We start from the raw sequence: 17,738 nt of genomic DNA, 5'->3' as shown, positions 1-17,738 counted from the left end.
TCGCCTACGCGACTTGGTTCGTGCTGAGTGGTTGGAGGAACGCGACGCGCATCGGCCGGGCTTTCGGGGTAGGCGTCGCTGCTGTCGCAGTGTGCAACGTATCGATTCGCGCTGCCGTGAATCACAGTCTCTTCGAGGCAGCCATGGCCCCGCCTGGGATTCTGTTTTCTAGCGGACTGGCGATGCGGCTCGCATCATGGATCGAACGGCGAAGGCACCCTGACAAGGCTCGATAGTCCGGGCCATCTCCAGCGAGCGGAACGCTGGCACCAAACATGTCGTTTGAGAGCAAGCACTCCGCTCGCTGCGCGCCTATGCATCAGGCACGACTAGCCCGCGAATCGAGCCTTCGAAGCTGGGCCGATCTGGGGCGACACCCAAGCCGAAGGTGTTCGCGAACATGGCGACCATCGTGTAATGGCCGAAGAAGATGACGAACTCCAGCAGCACCTCGGGCGGGTAACGGGAGCGCAGCACCTCCCACGCCGGTGTGGGGATCATGCAGTCCGACACCAGGCCGTCGGTTGCGGTGAGCAGGGCCCGATCCCATTCATCCCATCCCCCGGCACCGGGGCCGCCCTTCACCCGCTCGGCCTCGTCGACGGTCACGCCCGCTTCCAGCGCCGGGCCGTAGTGCTGCCCCCACTCGAATTCCGAGCGGTAGAGCCAGCTGATGCGCAGGATCATCAGCTCCCGATCGCGATCAGCGATCCCCGTCATCCGGTTGGCAAACGAGCCCGTCGCCTTCAGACGCCGCAGCACCTCGGGATGCTGCACCACCAGCCGGAACAGGCTCAGCCCGGCCTGCCCGAGCTCGCCCGCCTCCATATCGGCCCCCAGCAGCTCACGCTGTTCGGCGTTCATGTCCTCCGGCGCGACAAGCCCAACCCGCGGCGCATCGAGGCGCTCGGAGGCGTCCATCACATCGCTCCCGCCATGCTCACACGCTGCACTCGTCGTGCTGACACGTGGCTCCCGCCATGCTCAGCCGCCCAGCCCCAGGGCCAAGATCCCCGGGTAGTCCGGGGCGTACTTGTAGATCCGGAACATCCGGCCCGGGCCGCCGACATGAAAGTCCAGCACCATCTCGCCGTCAGGCGTCACCTCGACGATCCGCTTGTCGAAGGCCTGCACCATCACCGTGTTGCCGTTGGGCAGACGCTGCGCACCGCTCATGAACGGCGAGTACACGTCGTCACGCCCATCGCTGTTGTACGACCAGACGATCTCGGGCTCGCCCCCCATGACCAGCCTGCCCTCGGCGTCACGGGGGAACGACAGCTCGAGCACATCCGCATACGCCCCCGTGATCAAGCCCATGCAGATCTGATCATCCTCGACCTGCCCGTCGGCACCCCGGCGCATGCCGTTGTTGAACACCATCATGTCCCCCGAATGCGGCACGTCGTCACGCAGGAAGTGCGTGTCGTGCTGCCAGAACAGCACCTGATCGTCAGGCCCGCCTGCGCCGTGGGTCTGCGGGTTGCCCCACCGCCACACCAGGTCGCCGCCCCGCCCGTAACGCCCGCCCGCCGAGCCACGAGCTTCCTCCGCAGCAGTGGAATGGTCGATGATCCACACCTCGCCGAAGATCGCCGACGACAGCATGATGAGATCCTCCTCAGCGCTGTAGGAGACGCTGTTGAGGTGGATGAGCTGACCGCCGTTGAACTGGATGCCATCCAGTTGCGGCCAGTTGAGGTCGATGCGCTCGGGGTGCTCGGCAGGATCGCCGTAGTGCGGCGCGGCGGGATCGACGTTCTGGACGACGTGATCCAGCACCGACCACTCCCACACCACCTCGGCGCTGCCGGTGTCGAAGTCGGGCCGGACCTCGATGATCTTGTCGAGGAAGATGTGCTCCCGGTCGCTCTGCTGTGCCCAGCCATGCGACTGCGCCGCCGCGGCTGGCACCTTCACCCAGGCCATCGCGAGGACGTTGCCGTTGGGCATCACCTCGATGTCGTGGTGGACGCACTCGCCGTCCGGTGAATAGTGGTCCCACTCCCAGATGACGTTGCTGTCGGCATTCTCGATCGTGATGGTGCCCGCGGCCCCGACCGGGAACTGCGCCTCGATAACGAGGTAATGCTGCTTGCAGGTGGTTCGCACGAGGTGCCCGTCGGGGAGCAGGTAGGCGACGGTCGCCTCCGGCGTGTGGTGGTCGGTGTGCCACTGATGGGCAATCTCGCCGGAGTCGTCCATCAGGAACATTCCCTTGGACATCTGCACGTCGGAGCGGTCGTTCATCTCCTGGATCAACAGGTAGCCGGGCTGCACACCGGGCCGAGGTGACGGCGGCTTGGGGCCGGAGATCCCGGGCGTCCGGCCGAACATCTTCTGCTGGAAGGCGAGCCGCTGGGCTGGGGTGCCCATCGGCATCGCGTTCTCCATGTTGGCTCTGGGAGGCGGCAGGTCGTCGTCGGCAGTGACGCGCCCGTCTCCGTCGGCGTCGAGCAGCAGGATGCGCTCGGCTGCGTCAGCGATGTCATCGGGTCCGATCACGAAGTCACCGTCAAGATCGAGCACACGAGCGATCCCGCTGCGCCGGGCGGCGCCGTACACGGCGGTGGGCCCGCCGATGTCCACCTCGCGCAGGCAGCCGTCGCCGTCTGTGTCGAGCGAGCGCAGCACTTCGGGCGCCGCTTGGATCTCCGCGGCAGACAGCACACCGTCGCCATCGCTGTCGAGTGCACGGAACAACGTGCCTGCTCGCCAGCGCACGTCCTGCAGGATGCGGAGCGCTTCGTCGTCGGTGATTGGCATGCTTCCCCCTTGGCCGCTGCAAGATATGCGGATCGGCGGACCCGGCGTCGGGCTACCCCGCGATGGCTGTGTGAGGAGAGCGATGAGCTACAACGCCAAGAAACTAGTTTCAGTAGAGTTTCCGCGAGTGAAGTCGAAACAGCGGTTGAGTTTCGTTCGGAAGGATATGTGAGCGATGTCCTCATTCCAGTCACACGAGGATAATTCAAGTCGAGAAGATCAGTCTCTCCAAGAAAACGCGACCAGCGGTCCATCCCAGCCCGAATTCATGGAGTCCGAACTCACGCGCGCCGAGATGCGCAACAGAGCACTTCTATCGCGCAACAGCTATGCGCTTGGCGAGTTGCCTGACAGAACTCAAGGAAACGAGATAGACGCGGCACTCAAGCGAGAAGTTGAAGATGAGACTTCGATTGGTATTGCGTACAGCATTCTAGTCGAAAAAGAAATGCCTGACGACGAACGCATCGAGGCACTCAAAGACTGGTTTGGACATACCAGCTATGGAACTGCAGTTGGTCTCCGACAGCATCTGGATGCGCTCCGATTTGGAGTGTTTCCACAGGGACCATCTATGGCACGGCAGATCGCAGCAAGAATGAATTCCATTTTGCGGCGGCACGAGTTCTCACCCGAGACTAATGCTGTTCTGGAACGCAATATAGCATCGCTAGAAGAAATTGCGTCTGACGAGAGCCGGCAAGAAGCAGAACAAAGGCAGGCGGAAGACAAAGAGCTAAGGGTCGAAGAACTATTGAGTGATCGAGCCGGTGTCTATGTGTTCACCTATCCTCACTACCTCCGCCACCCAACACATCCATCAACGGAATTCGAAAAAACACCGGACCGCACGCTGCTGAAGGTGGGTTTCTCCGATAAAGGCATCTTGGATCGCGTGAATCAGGAGACGAGCAGTGCGGGCATTCCTGAGCATCGCCGAATCTTGCGTGCATACTTGGTTCCTGGATCTGCTAGGCGGGAAAATCGAGTAATCGAGAAGACTTTTCACGACATGCTCGATACCGCGGACCGCGCAGGGCCAAAGCGCCGCACGAAAGAAAGGCAGCGAGGTGGTACCGAGTGGTTCAATACGAGTTTGGAGTTTCTTGACAAGGTTGCGGAACTCATGGATCTAGAGATTGTGGAGATTGACGCTTCCGAGGATGCGTTGTAGATCATCAAGAATGTTTCGCCGTCTCCGTGATTGAAGTGTGGATCTATCCGCGAGATCAAGAACCAGTAGGCGGTCGGTCATTCTTGGCGAACTCGTCCGCTTCGTCGTCGGTGATTGCCATGCTTCCCCTTCAGCCGCTGCAAGATATGCGGACCGGCCTACCCAGCGTCGGGCTGCCCCGGCATCGACCGAACGGGATGTACCACTCCTGAGGTCCAGGTGCCCCCGGTCTACCAAACTTCGCGATTTGATATACAAACGCGAGAGCAGACCCCCGCAGGGCTAGAATCACTGCATGGTCGGCACTCAGAGGGGTTCGACTGCTGAGCGATCGCCGGCCGCGCAATCGCTTGATGCGCGACCGTCGGATGCAGGCTCGCGTTCGGCTCAGCTGTTGTTGAGGCTGCAGCCTGCCGAGTTGGAACGGGTTCGCAGCGCAGCGCTTGTCGCTGGCGAGACCGTTGCGACGTTCGTGCGCGACGCGCTGCATGAGAAGTGCCGGACTATCGAAGGACAGCGACCTGACGTCGCCGGGGCTGTCCGCAGTTCGGACGGCAAGAGTGCCCCCCAACTGGGCCGCGTCGAACGACTCGTACTCGCCGCGATCGTTTCACTGCCCGGTCTCCGCAGCGTCGCGACGGTGGCTGCCGCTGCGGGCGTGTCGTGGTCAGCGGCGCGCGGCGCACTGGACTCGCTCAGCGCTCACGGCGCAGTCCGATTTCGCACTTGGAAGCAGAGTTGGCGGCACGGCGTTCGTGAGATCGGCGCATGGGAGCCCGAAGTCGCTTCGGAGAACTCCGCAGGTCTGCTCGCGCAGACCGCGTGTGTGAGCCTGCCGCCACAGCCGCCGCCGTCCGAGCACTCGGGGCCTTTGCCGCCACAGCTCTGGCATCTGTTCTGGGACCATCCCGACCCCTCGGTTCTGAAGGTTCCTGACGACGCGGACTACGTCGCCAACCGGCTGCTGAACGGGCCATCTGCTTCCGCAGCGCTCTGGGCCGCAGTGCATCTGCCTGCCGACGCGCTGCGAGCGAGCACCGAACTGCGGTCGAGTCGGCCGGAGACCCGCGATCTCGTCAAGAACGTGCTCGCCAGTCGAGACGCTGCGCTGCGGTGACTGCAAGCGCCGCCGCACCGAGTCGATGAGCCTCCTTCGATGAACCCATCCGACGAAGCGAAACAGCCCCGTGGCACCGCACGGTCGGCGGGCGACACGCCGGCGCACACTCCCGCCGATGGCGGTCTCGAGCGCTGGTCAGACGTGCTGGACCCATCGACACGAGCCTGCTGGCCAATCGTTGCTGCGGCCTCGCCGCCGGCGGGCGTGCTCATGGGCGGCACTGCGCTGGCGATCCATCTGCGACATCGCCGCAGCCGAGATCTCGACATCTTCGTGCACGAACCCTTCGATGCAGACGAGCTCCTGTCCGAGATGCAGGCCGCCGCCGAGGTGGTGCTGGTGGGGCTCGATGAAGGCACGCTCAATTGCCTGGCCAACGGCGTGAAGGTGCAGTTCTTGGAAGCGAGAGGACAGCGCAGCATCGAACCCCCGATGCGGCTTGCCGGTCTGGCAGTCGGATCGGTGCGCGACATTGCTGCAACCAAATACAAGGTGATCGGTGACCGCGGCGAGCTCCGCGACTACTTCGACCTCATGAGGCTCGCCGATGCAGGCATCGATCCGAAGATGGGCATACGTCTGTATTGCAAGCGGTACGGGGTGGGCCTGGAGCACCCGAGCGTCGCACACATCGTGCGCGCGCTCGGTTCCTTCCATGACATCGCAGACGACCCGTGGCTCGCCGAGGCGGCACCCGACGCCAGCATCGCAGCCATCTCTGACTACTGGAAGCAACGGCAGCCCGAACTGGCAGCTTGGCTGGCGTTCACGCTGCAGTGACCTGAGAGCAGGTCGGCCGAGCGGGCATGATGCCCTCAGGCAGCCGCAAGCGGTGCGGTGCCGCATGTCCGGCGTCGAGTAGTCCCGGCGACGGATGCCCGAGGAGAGCGATGAGCTACAACGGCATGAGCGACCCCGAAGCCAAGGCGATCCTTGCCGAGGAGGCCCATCGCGTCGGCACGGTGTGGCGAGCCTTGGACCTCAACGGCGACGGCATCATCTCTGCTGAAGAGATCGACGCCGCGCCGCAGTCGCTAGCAGCGCTGGATGCGAATGGCGACGGGATGCTCACCGCCGATGAGCTGGGCGGCCCCTTTCGCTACCCGGGCGGGCAGCGCTCAAGCGCCATCGTCCGCATCCTGGACCTCGACGGCGACGGCATCATCACCGCCGACGACATCGCCGACGCACCGGCGAGACTGCGCCGGCTGGACCGGCTCGGCAGGGGCCACTTGCTGCCGGCGGACGACCGGCCGCCGCCGAACCCGACCGTCAGCCAATCGCTCGGAGGCCCCGCACACGTCGTCGCCCAGTTCGACATCCTGCGGAGCTACGTCGACGAGCCGAGCGGCCCCGTGCTGCCGGGCACCGATCCGCGCCAGAGCGACGGCTACTTCCTGATCTACGAGCACGGCAACGCCGGCGATGTACAGATCGCCCGCGACCTGTTCCTCATCGATCGCGACGGCAACCGCGTCCACGAATGGCCGCACTACCTGCACCCGGCCGAGGCCGTCTGCCCGCACCTGCGAGACGACGGACTGCTGATCCGCACAGGGTGTCCCGGCAACTGGCTCGACGCCATGAGCTTCCCCGTCGGGGCGCACGGCGTGATCAGCATCGTCGAGCTCGACGGCGCGGTGGTCTGGGAGTTCCGCCTCTTCGAGCCCGGCCGGCGGGTGCTGCACCACGACTTCGAGCCGATGCCCAACTGCAACATCCTGGTGCTGGTGTATGAGGGCAGGACCTTCGAGGAGGCCGCAGCGATCGGCTGGCAGGAACAGGGCCGCGAGCCCCTGATGCGCCCGCCCGACCTGCAGCGCTGGTGGACCGAGACGATCCTGGAATTGGAACCTGACCTGGACACCGGCGAGACGCGAATCGTGTGGGAATGGCACTCCAGCGACCATCTCGTCCAAGACATCGATCCGGGCAAGTCCAACTTCGGGCAGATCGGCCCCGGCTGCCGCAAGATCGACATCAACCACACGCAGTACCCCAAGTACCGCTTCAACATGGGTCAGGTCATGCACGCGAACGCCGTCAGCTACGACGCCCAGCGCGACCAGATCCTGCTGAGCTCAGCCATGCACGGTGAGATGTGGGTGATCGACCATGGGACGACCACCACACAGGCTCGGGGAGAGCGGGGCGACCTGCTGTATCGCTGGGGCAACCCGTCGTCACATCAGGCCGGTCCCGAGTCGCAGAAGATCCTCGACTGGCAGCACGACATCGGTTGGATTCCGGACGGCGTGCCGCACGAGGGGCACGTGCTGATCTTCAACAACGGCGCCCGGGCCGGGCGACGATCTGCCGAACCCGCACCCGAATCGCCTGTCGTTCACTCATGGCGGCTATTCGGAGCTGCTGGAGGTGAAGCTTCCCGTCGATGCCGAGGGTCGGTGGACGTGGGATACCGCCGATCCGCTCAACGGCGCAGAGATCGTGTGGGCCTACAACGACGATGCCGCCAAGGACTGGTTCTCGCCGTTCATGTCGGGCGCCCGCCGGCTGCCCAATGGCAACACGGTCTCGGCGCTCGGATACAACAAACGCATTCGAGAGATCACGCCAGAAGGCGAGACGGTGCTGGACTTCCTGCCGGGAGGCCCTGGGCGGACCTTCCGGGTGGTGCCCATCGCCGCCGATGACGCTGGGCTGGCACGGCTCGGCCTGAGGTGACGGACGGCGTAACACGCCTGCCACATCCTTGAGCACCTTCAGCCTCAGGCGGCGTCTCGGATGGTGGAACGCACCCAGACGCCGTTCGGATGACGTGCGGCGAGTTGCGTCAGGCGCATTCATTGCATAGTATTCTGCTAATGGCATATAGCGGCGCTAACGTCTCGACGGTATGGCCCCGACAGCCCTCGAAACGCCGCTTGCATGAGCGAGGAGCTGCCCGCCGGGCGGGCGTGCCGAGTGTCGGCAGACGCATTGGCAGCTGTGTCAGACGATCTCGCCAGCAGAACACGCCGCTCCTATGTGGCGCAGCTGCGGGCCGTCGAAGCCAAGCTGAACGGCGAGCCGCTGACCGATCAGTCGCTCAGCGCGATGCTCGCCGAGATGGCAGCCGCAGAGCGGTCGCCGTCGACACTTGCGCTGACGGTCTCGGCGGTGCGGTTCGCGGCGCGGCGTTTCGACGAACCCGACCCGGTCGGCCCACGCTGCGACATGGTGCTGCGGACGCATCGCCGGACGTCCAGCCCGCCACGCCAAGTCGCCGCGGTCGATTGGACTGCCGCAGACGCAGCCTCACATGCCGCCGCCCAACGCGGGGACATGATCGGGCTGCGCGGCGCTGCGATCATCGCCGTCATGAGCGACGCCCTGCTGCGCGTGAGCGAGGCTGCGGCGCTTGACTGCCAAGACATAGACCGCGCCGTCGACGGCTCCGGCTGCGTCACAGTCCGACATTCCAAGACTGATCAGCAAGGTGCAGGAGCAGCGCTGTTCCTTCGCCGTGCCACCATCACCCGCGTCGACAGATGGCTCGAAGCAGCGGCAATCGGCGACGGAGCGCTCTTTCGGCGTATCCGTAAAGGCGGCCAGGTGACCGGCGACCGGCTGAGCAGCCGCAGCATCCGATCGATTGTCGCCGCGAATGCAGCGACCATCGGCATCGACGGCGCCTCCGGCCACTCGCTGCGCATCGGCGCCGCCCAGTCGCTCGTCCGCTCCGGGGCACAGCTGCCCGAAGCGATGCTCGCCGGCCGGTGGGCCACCCCGACAATGCTCAGCCGCTACGCCAGCGCCGAGCTCGCAGCACAAGGCGCCGTCTCACGGCTGCGGCCCGACACGCTCGAGCAGTGACGAGCAGTCAATAGCCTCAGTCGACCGAGGGGGCGACATGGCGACGTCACGCGATTACGACGACATCCCGGGGACGTACGTCTTCGACGGCCGGCGATCACAGCAGGGCTACCACCTGAACAAGTTCTGCATGAGCCTCAACGACGAGTCCAACCGGGAACGCTTCCGGGCAGACGAGGCGGCCTACCTCGACGGCTTCACGCTCTCGCCGTCCCAGCGCCGCGCAGTCTTGGAGCGCGATTGGCTCGGCCTGCTGCAGCTCGGCGGGAACATCTACTACACGTTCAAGCTGGCGATCTTCGACGGTCTGTCGATGCAGGAGGTGGGCGGTGCCATGTCGGGCGTCAGCGGCCAGGAGTTCTCACAGATGATGATCGACGGGGGGCGCCCGGTCGAGGGAAACCGGCGCATCGGCGAGTCAGCAGACTCCCCCGCAGAGACCGCCGGTGCGAGAGGGCAGACGTCATGACCACCATTGTCGGCGGCATCGGCACCTCGCACGTCCCCGCAGTGGGGGCGGCCATCGACCACGGCAAGCAGGACGAGCCGTACTGGCGCCCGTACTTCGACAAGATCGAGCCCGCGCGGGAGTGGATGGCCGACCAGCGGCCCGATGTCTGCATCGTCGTGTACAACGATCACGCCTCGGCCTTCTCGCTGCAGCTCATCCCGACCTTCGCCTTGGGCGTCGCGGCCGAGTTCCAGCCCGCCGACGAGGGTTACGGTCCCCGGCAGGTCCCCCCGGTGCAAGGACATCCCGAACTGGCGTGGCACCTTGCGGAGTCGCTCATCGGCGATGAGTTCGACATCACCATCGCCAACGAGATGGACGTCGACCATGGCCTCACGGTGCCGCTGTCGGTCATGTTCGGCGAGCCCGATGCCTGGCCGTGCCGGGTCATCCCGATCTGCGTCAACGTCATCCAGTACCCGCCGCCGTCAGGCAAGCGATGCCTCAGCCTCGGGCGGGCCATCCGGCGTGCGCTCGACAGCTACGAGGGTTCTGATGCCGAGTCGCTGAAGGTCGCCGTGTTCGGCACCGGCGGCATGTCGCACCAGCTCCAGGGCGAGCGGGCCGGGCTGGTCAACGCAGAGTTCGATCTGGCATTCATGGACGAGCTGATCGCCGAGCCAGACACCGGCTGCCTGCGCCCCCACACCACCTACATCCGCGAGGCCGGCTCAGAGGGCATCGAGCTGGTGATGTGGTTCGTGATGCGAGGCGTGCTTGACGATCATGTCGACGAGGTGTTCCGCATGCATCATGTGCCCACGTCCAACACCAGCAACGGCCTGCTGATCCTGCAGAACGCCAACAGCTGAGCGCCCGCTGGGCCGCTATTCCTCCAGCGGCAGGCCCACGTACTGCTCGGCGAAGGCGATCTGGGCCGGCTGCGACGTGGACAGGTGATACAGCTCCTGCTCCTGCGCCCGCTGGTCGAAGTCGCTCATGTCGGGAAAGCGATGCAGCAGCATCGTGAGCGACCACGAGAACCGCATAGCGCCCCACACCCGGCGCAACGCCGTCTCTGAGTAGCTGTCGAGATAGCCGTCATCACCGCGGTGGTAGTGGTCGACGAAGGCCCGCGCCAGGTAGTGCACGTCGGAGATGGCCAGGTTCAGGCCCTTGGCGCCGGTCGGCGGCACGATGTGCGCTGCATCTCCTGCCAAGAAGAGATTGCCGTAGCGCATCGGTTCGGAGGCGAAGCTGCGCAAGGGCGCGATCGATTTCTCGATCGACGGCCCCGTTTGGATCCGCGCTGCCTTGTCGGCTGGGATGCGCGCGAGCAGCTCGGTCCAGAAGCGGTCGTCGGGCCAGTCGTCGACGGTGTCGGTCAGCGGGCACTGCACGTAGTACCGGCTGAGCATCGGGTTGCGCATGCTGCACAGCGCGAAGCCCCGCTCGTGGTTGGCGTACATCAGGTGCGGCAGCGGCGGCGTCTCCGACAGGATGCCGAGCCAGCCGAAGGGATAGATCTTCTCGAACTCGGTGCGTACCGAGGCCGGGATGGCCGTGCGGCTGACGCCGTGGAAGCCGTCGCAGCCGGCCACGAAGTCGCAGTCGATGCGTTCGCTCACGCCGTTGGCGCTGAAGGTCACATACGGCCGACCCGCCGCGTCGCCGATGGCCACATCCTGTGCCTCGAAGATGATCGTGTTGCCCGCCGCGTCCGCGGCCTCGTAGAGGTCTTCTTGGATGTTGGTCTGGCCGTAGGCCATCATCCGGCGCCCGAGCAGCTCATTGGAGTCGATCGACAGCATCTCCGAACCACGCCACGCGATGTTGATGGTGTCGTGGACCTGGCCCTCGCGATCCATGCGCTCAGCCAGCCCGGCTTCCCGCAGGATCTCCACCGAGCCCCATTCCAGGACGCCGGCGCGGATGCGTGCCAACACATAGGCGCGTGACTGCTGCTCCAGCACGGCATGTTCAACGCCTGCGCGCCCGAGCAGGTGCGACAGCAGCGTCCCTGCCGGACCGGCACCCACAATGACAACCTGCGTCTTCATCGCTGTGCCCGCTTTGCCGGATCCATCGCCGCATCCCCCACTGGCTGCTGCCAAGGAGGACGCTCAGCCTCGCATCGCCGCGAGCCGCTGCTGGATCCCGGCGATGAAGCCGTCGTAGTCCTGCGCCTTCATCTGGAACATGTCCAGCGGCTGGGGGGAAGGCAGGATCAGGAACCGCTCGTCCGCCAGACCGTCGACCACCGAATCGACCACCTCGTCGACGGTCAGCGGCTCCACCATGCCCGCGCCGAAGTGGTCGATCATCGGCGTGTCAACAATCGTCGGGCACAGGCAGCTGACCTTGATCTGCGGGCCGTGGTTGATGGCGAGCCACTCCGCCACGCCGATCGCAGCGTGCTTGGACACTGCGTAGTTGAACGTCACCGGTCCGGTGATGAGCCCGGCTGCCGAGCCGGTGATCATCAGCGAACCGCCGCCTCGCTGGGTCATGTGCGGAATGACCGCGCGCGCGGCGTGCACGGGGCCCATGACGTTCACCGCCAGGCTGAGATCCCAGTGCTCGAGCGAGGCGTCGAGTCCTCCGCCCACGCCGACGCCGGCGTTGGCGCAGAACAGGTCGATATGACCCATCGCCGAGATGGCCGACTCGACCAGCGCAGTGACCGATTCCTGATCGGCAACGTCGCAGGTCGCGGCTGTGCCGCCGATGGCTTCGGCGACCGTCTGCGCCCCGTCGCCGTCCAGATCCGACACCACGACGTTGGCGCCGATCTCAGCGAACCGCTCGCACATTCCCTTGCCGATGCCCGATGCTCCGCCGGTGACGACGATGCTGCTGCCCTCGATCTGCATGAGCCGTCCTTGCCTTGCACTGTCCGCGGGAGGCTAGTCCCGCACCCGTTTTAGCCGGTGACGGACAGCTCGCCGGCATCGAAGCCGGTGATGCGGTTGCCGCCCGAGTACAGGGTTCGCAGACCGGTGAGCCCTGCCAAGGGCGTGATGTCGGCGATCCGGTTGCCGGCGATGTTGAGCAGCCCAAGACGTGTGAGCCCTGCCAAGGGCGTGATGTCGGCGATCCGGTTGGCGATCAGCCCCAGCCGCTCCAAACCCGTGAACCCCGCCAGCGGCGAGATATCCGTCACGCGATTGTTGCGCAGCCGCAGCTCCTCCAGCGCCGCAGCGTGCTCGAGGCCGCTCAGGTCCTCGACGCGGCCCGCCGTGTCGCTGCCCACATGAGCCAGCCGAGCCAGACCGCCCAGCTCGGACTCGGTCACGGTCTGAGCGGCGGTGTGACCCAGCGCGGCGCGCACGACACCGGCGAGCACGCCGTCCGCGAACTCGACTACGCCGTCCTGCTGGGGACGCGCATGCACCGTGGCACGCAGCACCCCGTCCGCGACGGCCACAGCCTGGTCCGGCGGGATCGGTGCGCCCGCGCACACCACGGCGCCAGAAGAAGCGCCGACTGCGCCCCGCGACAACCGGCTGCTCGCACGCACCGACGCGGTCGCGCCCTCCGATGCGCCGCTCGCGCCGCCGGAGTCCTTTCCCGCCAGAACGCCGCAGCCCGCTGCCGACGCGCAGCCCGCCGAATCGTCACGGCGCTTCGCCTGCGCGCCTGCGCCCGATCCGCTGACCGCACGACCCATCGACACCGCGGCTCTCCCGAAGACCGGCCGAGACCGCAGCACCCGCACCGTGTACAGCGTCGGCACCACGTCGGGCGAGCGCCCAGCGACACTCAGCGTCACCACCACAGACGCGGCAGGCTCCAGTTCGGCGAACCGCTCGCCCCAGCACACCAACTCGCCGCCCTCACGCACCCCGCAGGTGCGCAGCTCCGAAGCAGCGATATCGACGAACACACCCTCAGGCGGACTCGCGCGGCCCGCACCCACGACAAGCTCACGCTCGTAGTGCCCGTCCCACTCCTGCGTCGCCGCACGATCCCCACCACCGGTACACGCCACCGCCGCAAGACCCAGCAACAGCAATGCCCACCCTTGGCGCCGATGGACGCCGAGTCCCACCCCTTCTGGCGCACCAGCCCGGTCAAAAGACCGCCCTCGCCGGTCAGCTCCACGCCCTCAGCGCGTGCCTGAGCAACCAGCCGCTCAGCCCATTCGGTCATCGCCGCCTCATCGGCAGCGTCGCTCGCCGGCGCAGCCGGCATGTCAAGATCAGTCACAGACATGATCCTCCCCGGCCCCCAGCACCCAGCCAGGGACCCTCAGACCACAGCCGGATACACAAACTTTCCGAGTGTCACTGTTGGGTTTGCCGGGGCTCTCTGCCAGGGGGTTACGGTCCGGTCCTGCGCTCGGCGATGACTCCACAAAATTTTGGCTTCGTGCCTGTTGTCCGACGTGTCGCGTCGAGTGTGGGGCCGGCAGGAGCGCTCCTGTCTTGAAGGGAGCCTGATCGTCTCGACTCGGATGTGACGAAGCGCCCCTGCCGTTCCCGGACCCACCGGAGCATTACTTCCAGCAGGAGCACAGCATGACATCGCCAGTCGGGGGAATCGACCCCCACCAGGACACCTTCACCGTGGGGGTCGTCGACCGCCACGGCGTGGAGATCACCCACGAGGCGTTCGCGAACACCGCCGCCGGCTACGGCGAAGCGATCGACCTGCTCGACGCGCACGGCGTCGAACGCGTCGGCGTGGAGGGCTCGGCGAAGTGGGGCGCGCATGTCGCGATCGCGCTCGCAGCAGCCGGGTTCGACGCCCGAGAGGTGCCCGCTTCGCGGTCGGCGGCGCAGCGCCGTTCGCGGCGGCTGGACAAGACCGACGCCGTCGACGCGGTCTCGTCCGCTCGGGCGCTGTTGGCCGAGCCGACGCTGGGCCCCGTTCAGGCCCTGGAGGCCTACGACCCGCTCGTCGCGAAGATCGAGGCAGTGCTCGAGCATCGCAGAACCCTTGTGGCTGCTCGCACTTTGATGCTGCACCACGTCGCGGACCAGATCGCCAAGCTCCCCGCAGAGATCCGTGACCAGCTCACCGCCGACGGCAAGATCGAGGGCCGGCTGCGCCGCCTCGAGCACATCGACCCCGACATCGACACCACCCCCGCCGGCGCGTACCGGCTCGGCTGGCTCCAAGCATTCATCGACCACGACCGCGCCGCGCGGCGCGAAGTCCGACGCCTCGAACGCCTCATCGACGAGCTGCTCGACCAGCACGGCACCACCCTGCGAGACGAACCGGGCGTCGGCCCGATCGCCGCAGCCACCCTGGTGTGCGAGGTCGGCGACCCGGCCCGGTTCGACCGCGAATCGAAGTTCGCCCGCTGGTGCGGCACCGGCGCCGTCGCCCTCTCATCAGGCGAAGGCAACAAAGACCCCGTCAAGCACCGGCTCGACTTCAGAGGCAACCGGCGCATCAACTCAGTGCTCCACATCGCGTCAGTCACCCAACAGCGCACCCAGCCCGACGCCGCCGCCTACCTCGCCCGCAAGACCGCCGAGGGCAAGACCCGACGCGAAGCCCGCCGAGCCCACAAACGACAACTCGCCAACCGAGTCATCCGCCGCATGTGGCGCGACGAAAAACACCGCCAACAACACCCCCCGCTCGCCGCCTGACAACAACACTTGACAAGGGAGCGTCTGACAGGCCCCCCGAGAGCGGCGGATATGTGACATGTTGGGTTTGGTACGCTTGGATCATGCGGTTTGGGCGTGGGTGGGTGTCGGTGGTCGCGGCGGCGGTGTTGGCGGTGGGTGCGGTGCCGTCGGTGGGTGCGCAGTCGGCGGCTGGCGGGAGTTCTGGTGGTGTGGTGCTGGTGGTGGTGAATGGCTCGTCGCCGGCTGATGTGGGCGTGGCGGCCGGGCTGGTGGCTGGTGGTGTGGGTGATGTGGTGGTGGCGGCGGAGTCTGCTGGGGGTTTGGGCGAGGCGGCTGCGGGTGTGGTGTCGGCTGCGGGTGCGGTGTCGGGTGTGGTGCTGGTGGGCGGCGCTGCGGTGCTGGGCGATGCTGTGGCTGCGGAGCTGGGTTTGTTGGCACCTGGTGTGGCGGCCGAGCATGTGAGCGGCCCCGATCGTGTGGCGACGGCGGCTGCGGCGGCGCGCCGGGTGCTGGCTGACCGTTCTGACGCGGCTGTGGGTGTGGTGTTGGCGGATGGGTGGTCGTTGGCTGATGTGGGCGTGGCGGCCGCGGTGGTGGCCGCGGCCGGCGAGGACGTGGTGCTGTACTCGGGCGCGGGTTCGTTGCCGGATCAGACGCAGCAGGTGCTGGCCGACGCGCAGGTCCGCGAGATCGTGGTGGTGGGCGGCACAGCGGCGGTGCCCGATGAGGTTGTCGATGCTGCGGCCGCGGCAGCCGACGGCGCTTGGACCGAGCGCGTGGGCGGCAAGGATCGAATCGCGACAGCGGCACGGGCAGCCCGCCGGTACACGCCCGACTGCGCGGGGGCCGCGGTGGTCGCGAACGGCTGGTCACACGCCGATGTCGGCACTGCTGCTGCGTTGGCGGCGGCGCTGGGCGACAGCGTGGTGCTCTATGGGGCGGACACGGACGGACTGGGCGGCGACACGCGTTCGGCGCTGGGGCGCATCCGCCCGCAGCTCGCGATCGTGGTGGGCGACACCGAAACGCTCAGCGACGACATCCCCAGCGAGCTCGCCGAACTCGGCTACCCCACCACACGCGTCACTGACTCCGCAGCCGCCGCCCGCTACGCACTCGGCAACGAACTCCGCAACTGCCGAGCAGCAACCGCCAGCACCAGCGGATCAGGACAAGGCGGCAGCAGCACCAGCGGATCAGGACAAGGCGGCAGCAGCACCAGCGGATCAGGACAAGGCGGCAGCACTACGCCGGACAACGACGAATCAGACGACAGCAGCAGCGACGACGGATCAGACAGCAGCACCAGCAGCGACGACGGATCAGGCGACAGCACCAGCAGCAGCAGCGACGAATCAAACAGCAGCGGATCAGGACAAGGCGACAGCACTACGCCGGACAACGACGACACCGACGACGAGGTCGAAGTGAGGCTGGAGAGAGCACGCCCGTACGCGTATGAGGGCGGCGACGCCGTGCAGATCCGTGTCCGCCTCGACAGCCCGCCCGACGAGCCCGTCACGATTCCGCTGACAGCGGCGCTGCGGGGCGGCGCTTCCCCTGAGGACGTCAGCTACTCAGTGGAGGACCTCAGCTTCGATTTCGGTGTGGGCGAGACCGTCAAGACCTTCACGGTGACCGCCGCAGACGACCTCGAGCACGACGACGGCGAGCACCTGGTCTTCTCCCCAGACGGCCTGCCCCCCGGCTTCGTCCGAGGGTCCTCGGTCACGATCCACCTCATCGACGACGACGGACCGTTCTCGCGCCGGCCCGGCAAGGACTTGAAGTCGCTGATTGCCGGGAAGCGCCCGGACGATCTGTGGTCCGACGGGACCACTTTGTGGGTGCTGGGAACCGATCACGGCATCTACGCGCTTGACATGGACACCCTGACGAGGCGGCAAGACGACGACATCACCACGCTCAAGCATCATCTGCCCCTAGGGGTCGCCATCAGCGGGCTGTGGTCTGACGGTGACACCATGTGGTCGGCGGCCGACAGCAGCCCCCACTACAACGTCGTCGCTGTCGACGTCGATACCGGCAACAGGCTGCCCGAGAGGGACTTCGCCCTCGCCCGGACTGTGGAGGACTGGCCGCCCGATCCCGAATCGGTGTGGTCTGACGGCGCCCTCATGTGGGTGCTCGACCAAGTTGCCCACATCGTGCACGCCTACGACTTCGACAGCGGCGACCATGTGAGCTCCCGCAGCATCAATCTCTACCCGCAATTCCGGCACGTCCTCGACGCCAAGGGCATCTGGTCCGACGGCGTCACCATGTGGGTATCGAACCGCGACCAAAAGAGGCTCTACGCGTACGACCTCGCGAACGGCGTCCGCCGCGGCCATCTGGACTTCGTCAATCTCGAGCGAACGGGCAACGCCTGGCCGTCGGGCATCTGGTCCGACGGGCGCACCATGTGGGTAGCCGACACCGTCTCCGACAGGTTCTACGCCTACAACATGCCGACCTCGGCGACGTTGAGATCGCTGTCGGTGTCGGGTGCGGACCTCGGGGTGTTCCAGACCGGCGTCTTCTCCTATGAGGGCACCGCAGCCGCGGGCACGACCTCGGCAACGGTGACCGCGACAGCGGCATTCGCGGACGACGCGACGGTGACGATCGCGTGGGAGGCAGCTGACGGCACGACCGGCACGGGGGCTTCGGCGACGCTGTCGGAAGGCGACAACACCATCACGGTCACCTCGTCCTATGACGCCGACGGCGACGCGGACACCGACAACGCCGACGTCCGCACCTACACCGTCACCGTCACCGTGCCCCCAGCAGCCGACGACAACAGCTGACCCGCAGCGC

14 protein-coding genes are annotated in these 17,738 nt (G+C 66.4%); 9 read left to right on the top strand and 5 right to left on the bottom strand.

Going from position 1 to position 17,738, the window contains the following annotated elements; all coding sequences use genetic code 11:
- Window positions 1–312: 312 nt before the first annotated feature.
- On the bottom strand, window positions 313–921 hold the full coding sequence (locus ACOGXQ_RS15525; RefSeq protein WP_419944523.1) for a carboxymuconolactone decarboxylase family protein: 609 nt from the start codon (window positions 919–921) through the stop codon (window positions 313–315).
- Window positions 922–984: 63 nt separating this feature from the next.
- Window positions 985–2,766, bottom strand: coding sequence for an arylsulfotransferase family protein (locus ACOGXQ_RS15520; RefSeq protein ID WP_419944522.1), 1,782 nt, complete (start codon window positions 2,764–2,766; stop codon window positions 985–987).
- A 175-nt stretch (window positions 2,767–2,941) separates the two neighbouring features.
- On the opposite strand from ACOGXQ_RS15520, the gene ACOGXQ_RS15515 reads away from it, so the two are divergent.
- From ACOGXQ_RS15515 to ACOGXQ_RS15485, 7 genes are all read left to right on the top strand, one after another.
- Entirely contained in the window at window positions 2,942–3,940 is a 999-nt protein-coding gene (locus ACOGXQ_RS15515) for a GIY-YIG nuclease family protein (protein ID WP_419944521.1), read from the top strand.
- Between the two features lie 397 nt (window positions 3,941–4,337).
- Window positions 4,338–5,057 carry a hypothetical protein gene (locus ACOGXQ_RS15510; protein WP_419944520.1) on the top strand — a complete coding sequence of 240 codons (720 nt, stop codon included), beginning with the start codon at window positions 4,338–4,340 and terminating at the stop codon, window positions 5,055–5,057.
- Between the two features lie 39 nt (window positions 5,058–5,096).
- Window positions 5,097–5,840: a nucleotidyl transferase AbiEii/AbiGii toxin family protein gene (locus tag ACOGXQ_RS15505; RefSeq protein WP_419944519.1), complete on the top strand. Its 744-nt coding sequence runs from the start codon at window positions 5,097–5,099 to the stop codon at window positions 5,838–5,840.
- A gap of 110 nt (window positions 5,841–5,950) precedes the next feature.
- Window positions 5,951–7,714: an aryl-sulfate sulfotransferase gene (locus ACOGXQ_RS15500; protein WP_419944518.1), complete on the top strand. Its 1,764-nt coding sequence runs from the start codon at window positions 5,951–5,953 to the stop codon at window positions 7,712–7,714.
- 235 nt (window positions 7,715–7,949) lie between these two features.
- On the top strand, window positions 7,950–8,876 hold the full coding sequence (locus tag ACOGXQ_RS15495) for a tyrosine-type recombinase/integrase (RefSeq protein ID WP_419944517.1): 927 nt from the start codon (window positions 7,950–7,952) through the stop codon (window positions 8,874–8,876).
- A 37-nt stretch (window positions 8,877–8,913) separates the two neighbouring features.
- Window positions 8,914–9,345 carry a protocatechuate 4,5-dioxygenase subunit alpha gene (gene ligA / locus ACOGXQ_RS15490; RefSeq protein WP_419944516.1) on the top strand — a complete coding sequence of 144 codons (432 nt, stop codon included), beginning with the start codon at window positions 8,914–8,916 and terminating at the stop codon, window positions 9,343–9,345.
- Window positions 9,342–10,199, top strand: coding sequence for a class III extradiol dioxygenase subunit beta (locus ACOGXQ_RS15485; protein WP_419944515.1), 858 nt, complete (start codon window positions 9,342–9,344; stop codon window positions 10,197–10,199). Before ligA ends, ACOGXQ_RS15485 begins: the two co-directional genes overlap by 4 nt.
- A 15-nt stretch (window positions 10,200–10,214) precedes the next feature.
- Here ACOGXQ_RS15485 and pobA read toward each other — a convergent pair whose 3' ends face one another.
- From pobA to ACOGXQ_RS15470, 3 genes are all read right to left on the bottom strand, one after another.
- Window positions 10,215–11,387 carry a 4-hydroxybenzoate 3-monooxygenase gene (pobA, locus tag ACOGXQ_RS15480; protein WP_419944514.1) on the bottom strand — a complete coding sequence of 391 codons (1,173 nt, stop codon included), beginning with the start codon at window positions 11,385–11,387 and terminating at the stop codon, window positions 10,215–10,217.
- Window positions 11,388–11,450: 63 nt separating this feature from the next.
- The gene (locus ACOGXQ_RS15475) at window positions 11,451–12,200 is read right to left on the bottom strand and encodes an SDR family oxidoreductase (RefSeq protein ID WP_419944513.1); all 750 of its coding nucleotides are present in this window, start codon (window positions 12,198–12,200) and stop codon (window positions 11,451–11,453) included.
- A gap of 50 nt (window positions 12,201–12,250) precedes the next feature.
- A complete protein-coding gene (locus tag ACOGXQ_RS15470) occupies window positions 12,251–13,342 on the bottom strand; it encodes a leucine-rich repeat domain-containing protein (protein ID WP_419944512.1) in 1,092 nt (363 codons plus the stop codon).
- Window positions 13,343–13,847: 505 nt separating this feature from the next.
- Between ACOGXQ_RS15470 and ACOGXQ_RS15465 the strand changes: the two genes are divergently transcribed.
- Together ACOGXQ_RS15465 and ACOGXQ_RS15460 are read left to right on the top strand one after the other, a co-directional pair.
- Window positions 13,848–14,933: a transposase gene (locus tag ACOGXQ_RS15465; protein ID WP_419943808.1), complete on the top strand. Its 1,086-nt coding sequence runs from the start codon at window positions 13,848–13,850 to the stop codon at window positions 14,931–14,933.
- A gap of 83 nt (window positions 14,934–15,016) precedes the next feature.
- Window positions 15,017–17,728, top strand: a complete 2,712-nt coding sequence (locus ACOGXQ_RS15460) for a cell wall-binding repeat-containing protein (RefSeq protein WP_419944511.1) — start codon at window positions 15,017–15,019, stop codon at window positions 17,726–17,728.
- Window positions 17,729–17,738 lie beyond the last annotated feature (10 nt).

It is taken from the genome of Candidatus Poriferisodalis sp. (assembly GCF_965208485.1).
GTDB lineage: Bacteria > Actinomycetota > Acidimicrobiia > Acidimicrobiales > Poriferisodalaceae > Poriferisodalis.
Note: the sequence above shows the minus strand (reverse complement) of the source record. Positions and strands in the feature narration are given on the sequence as shown.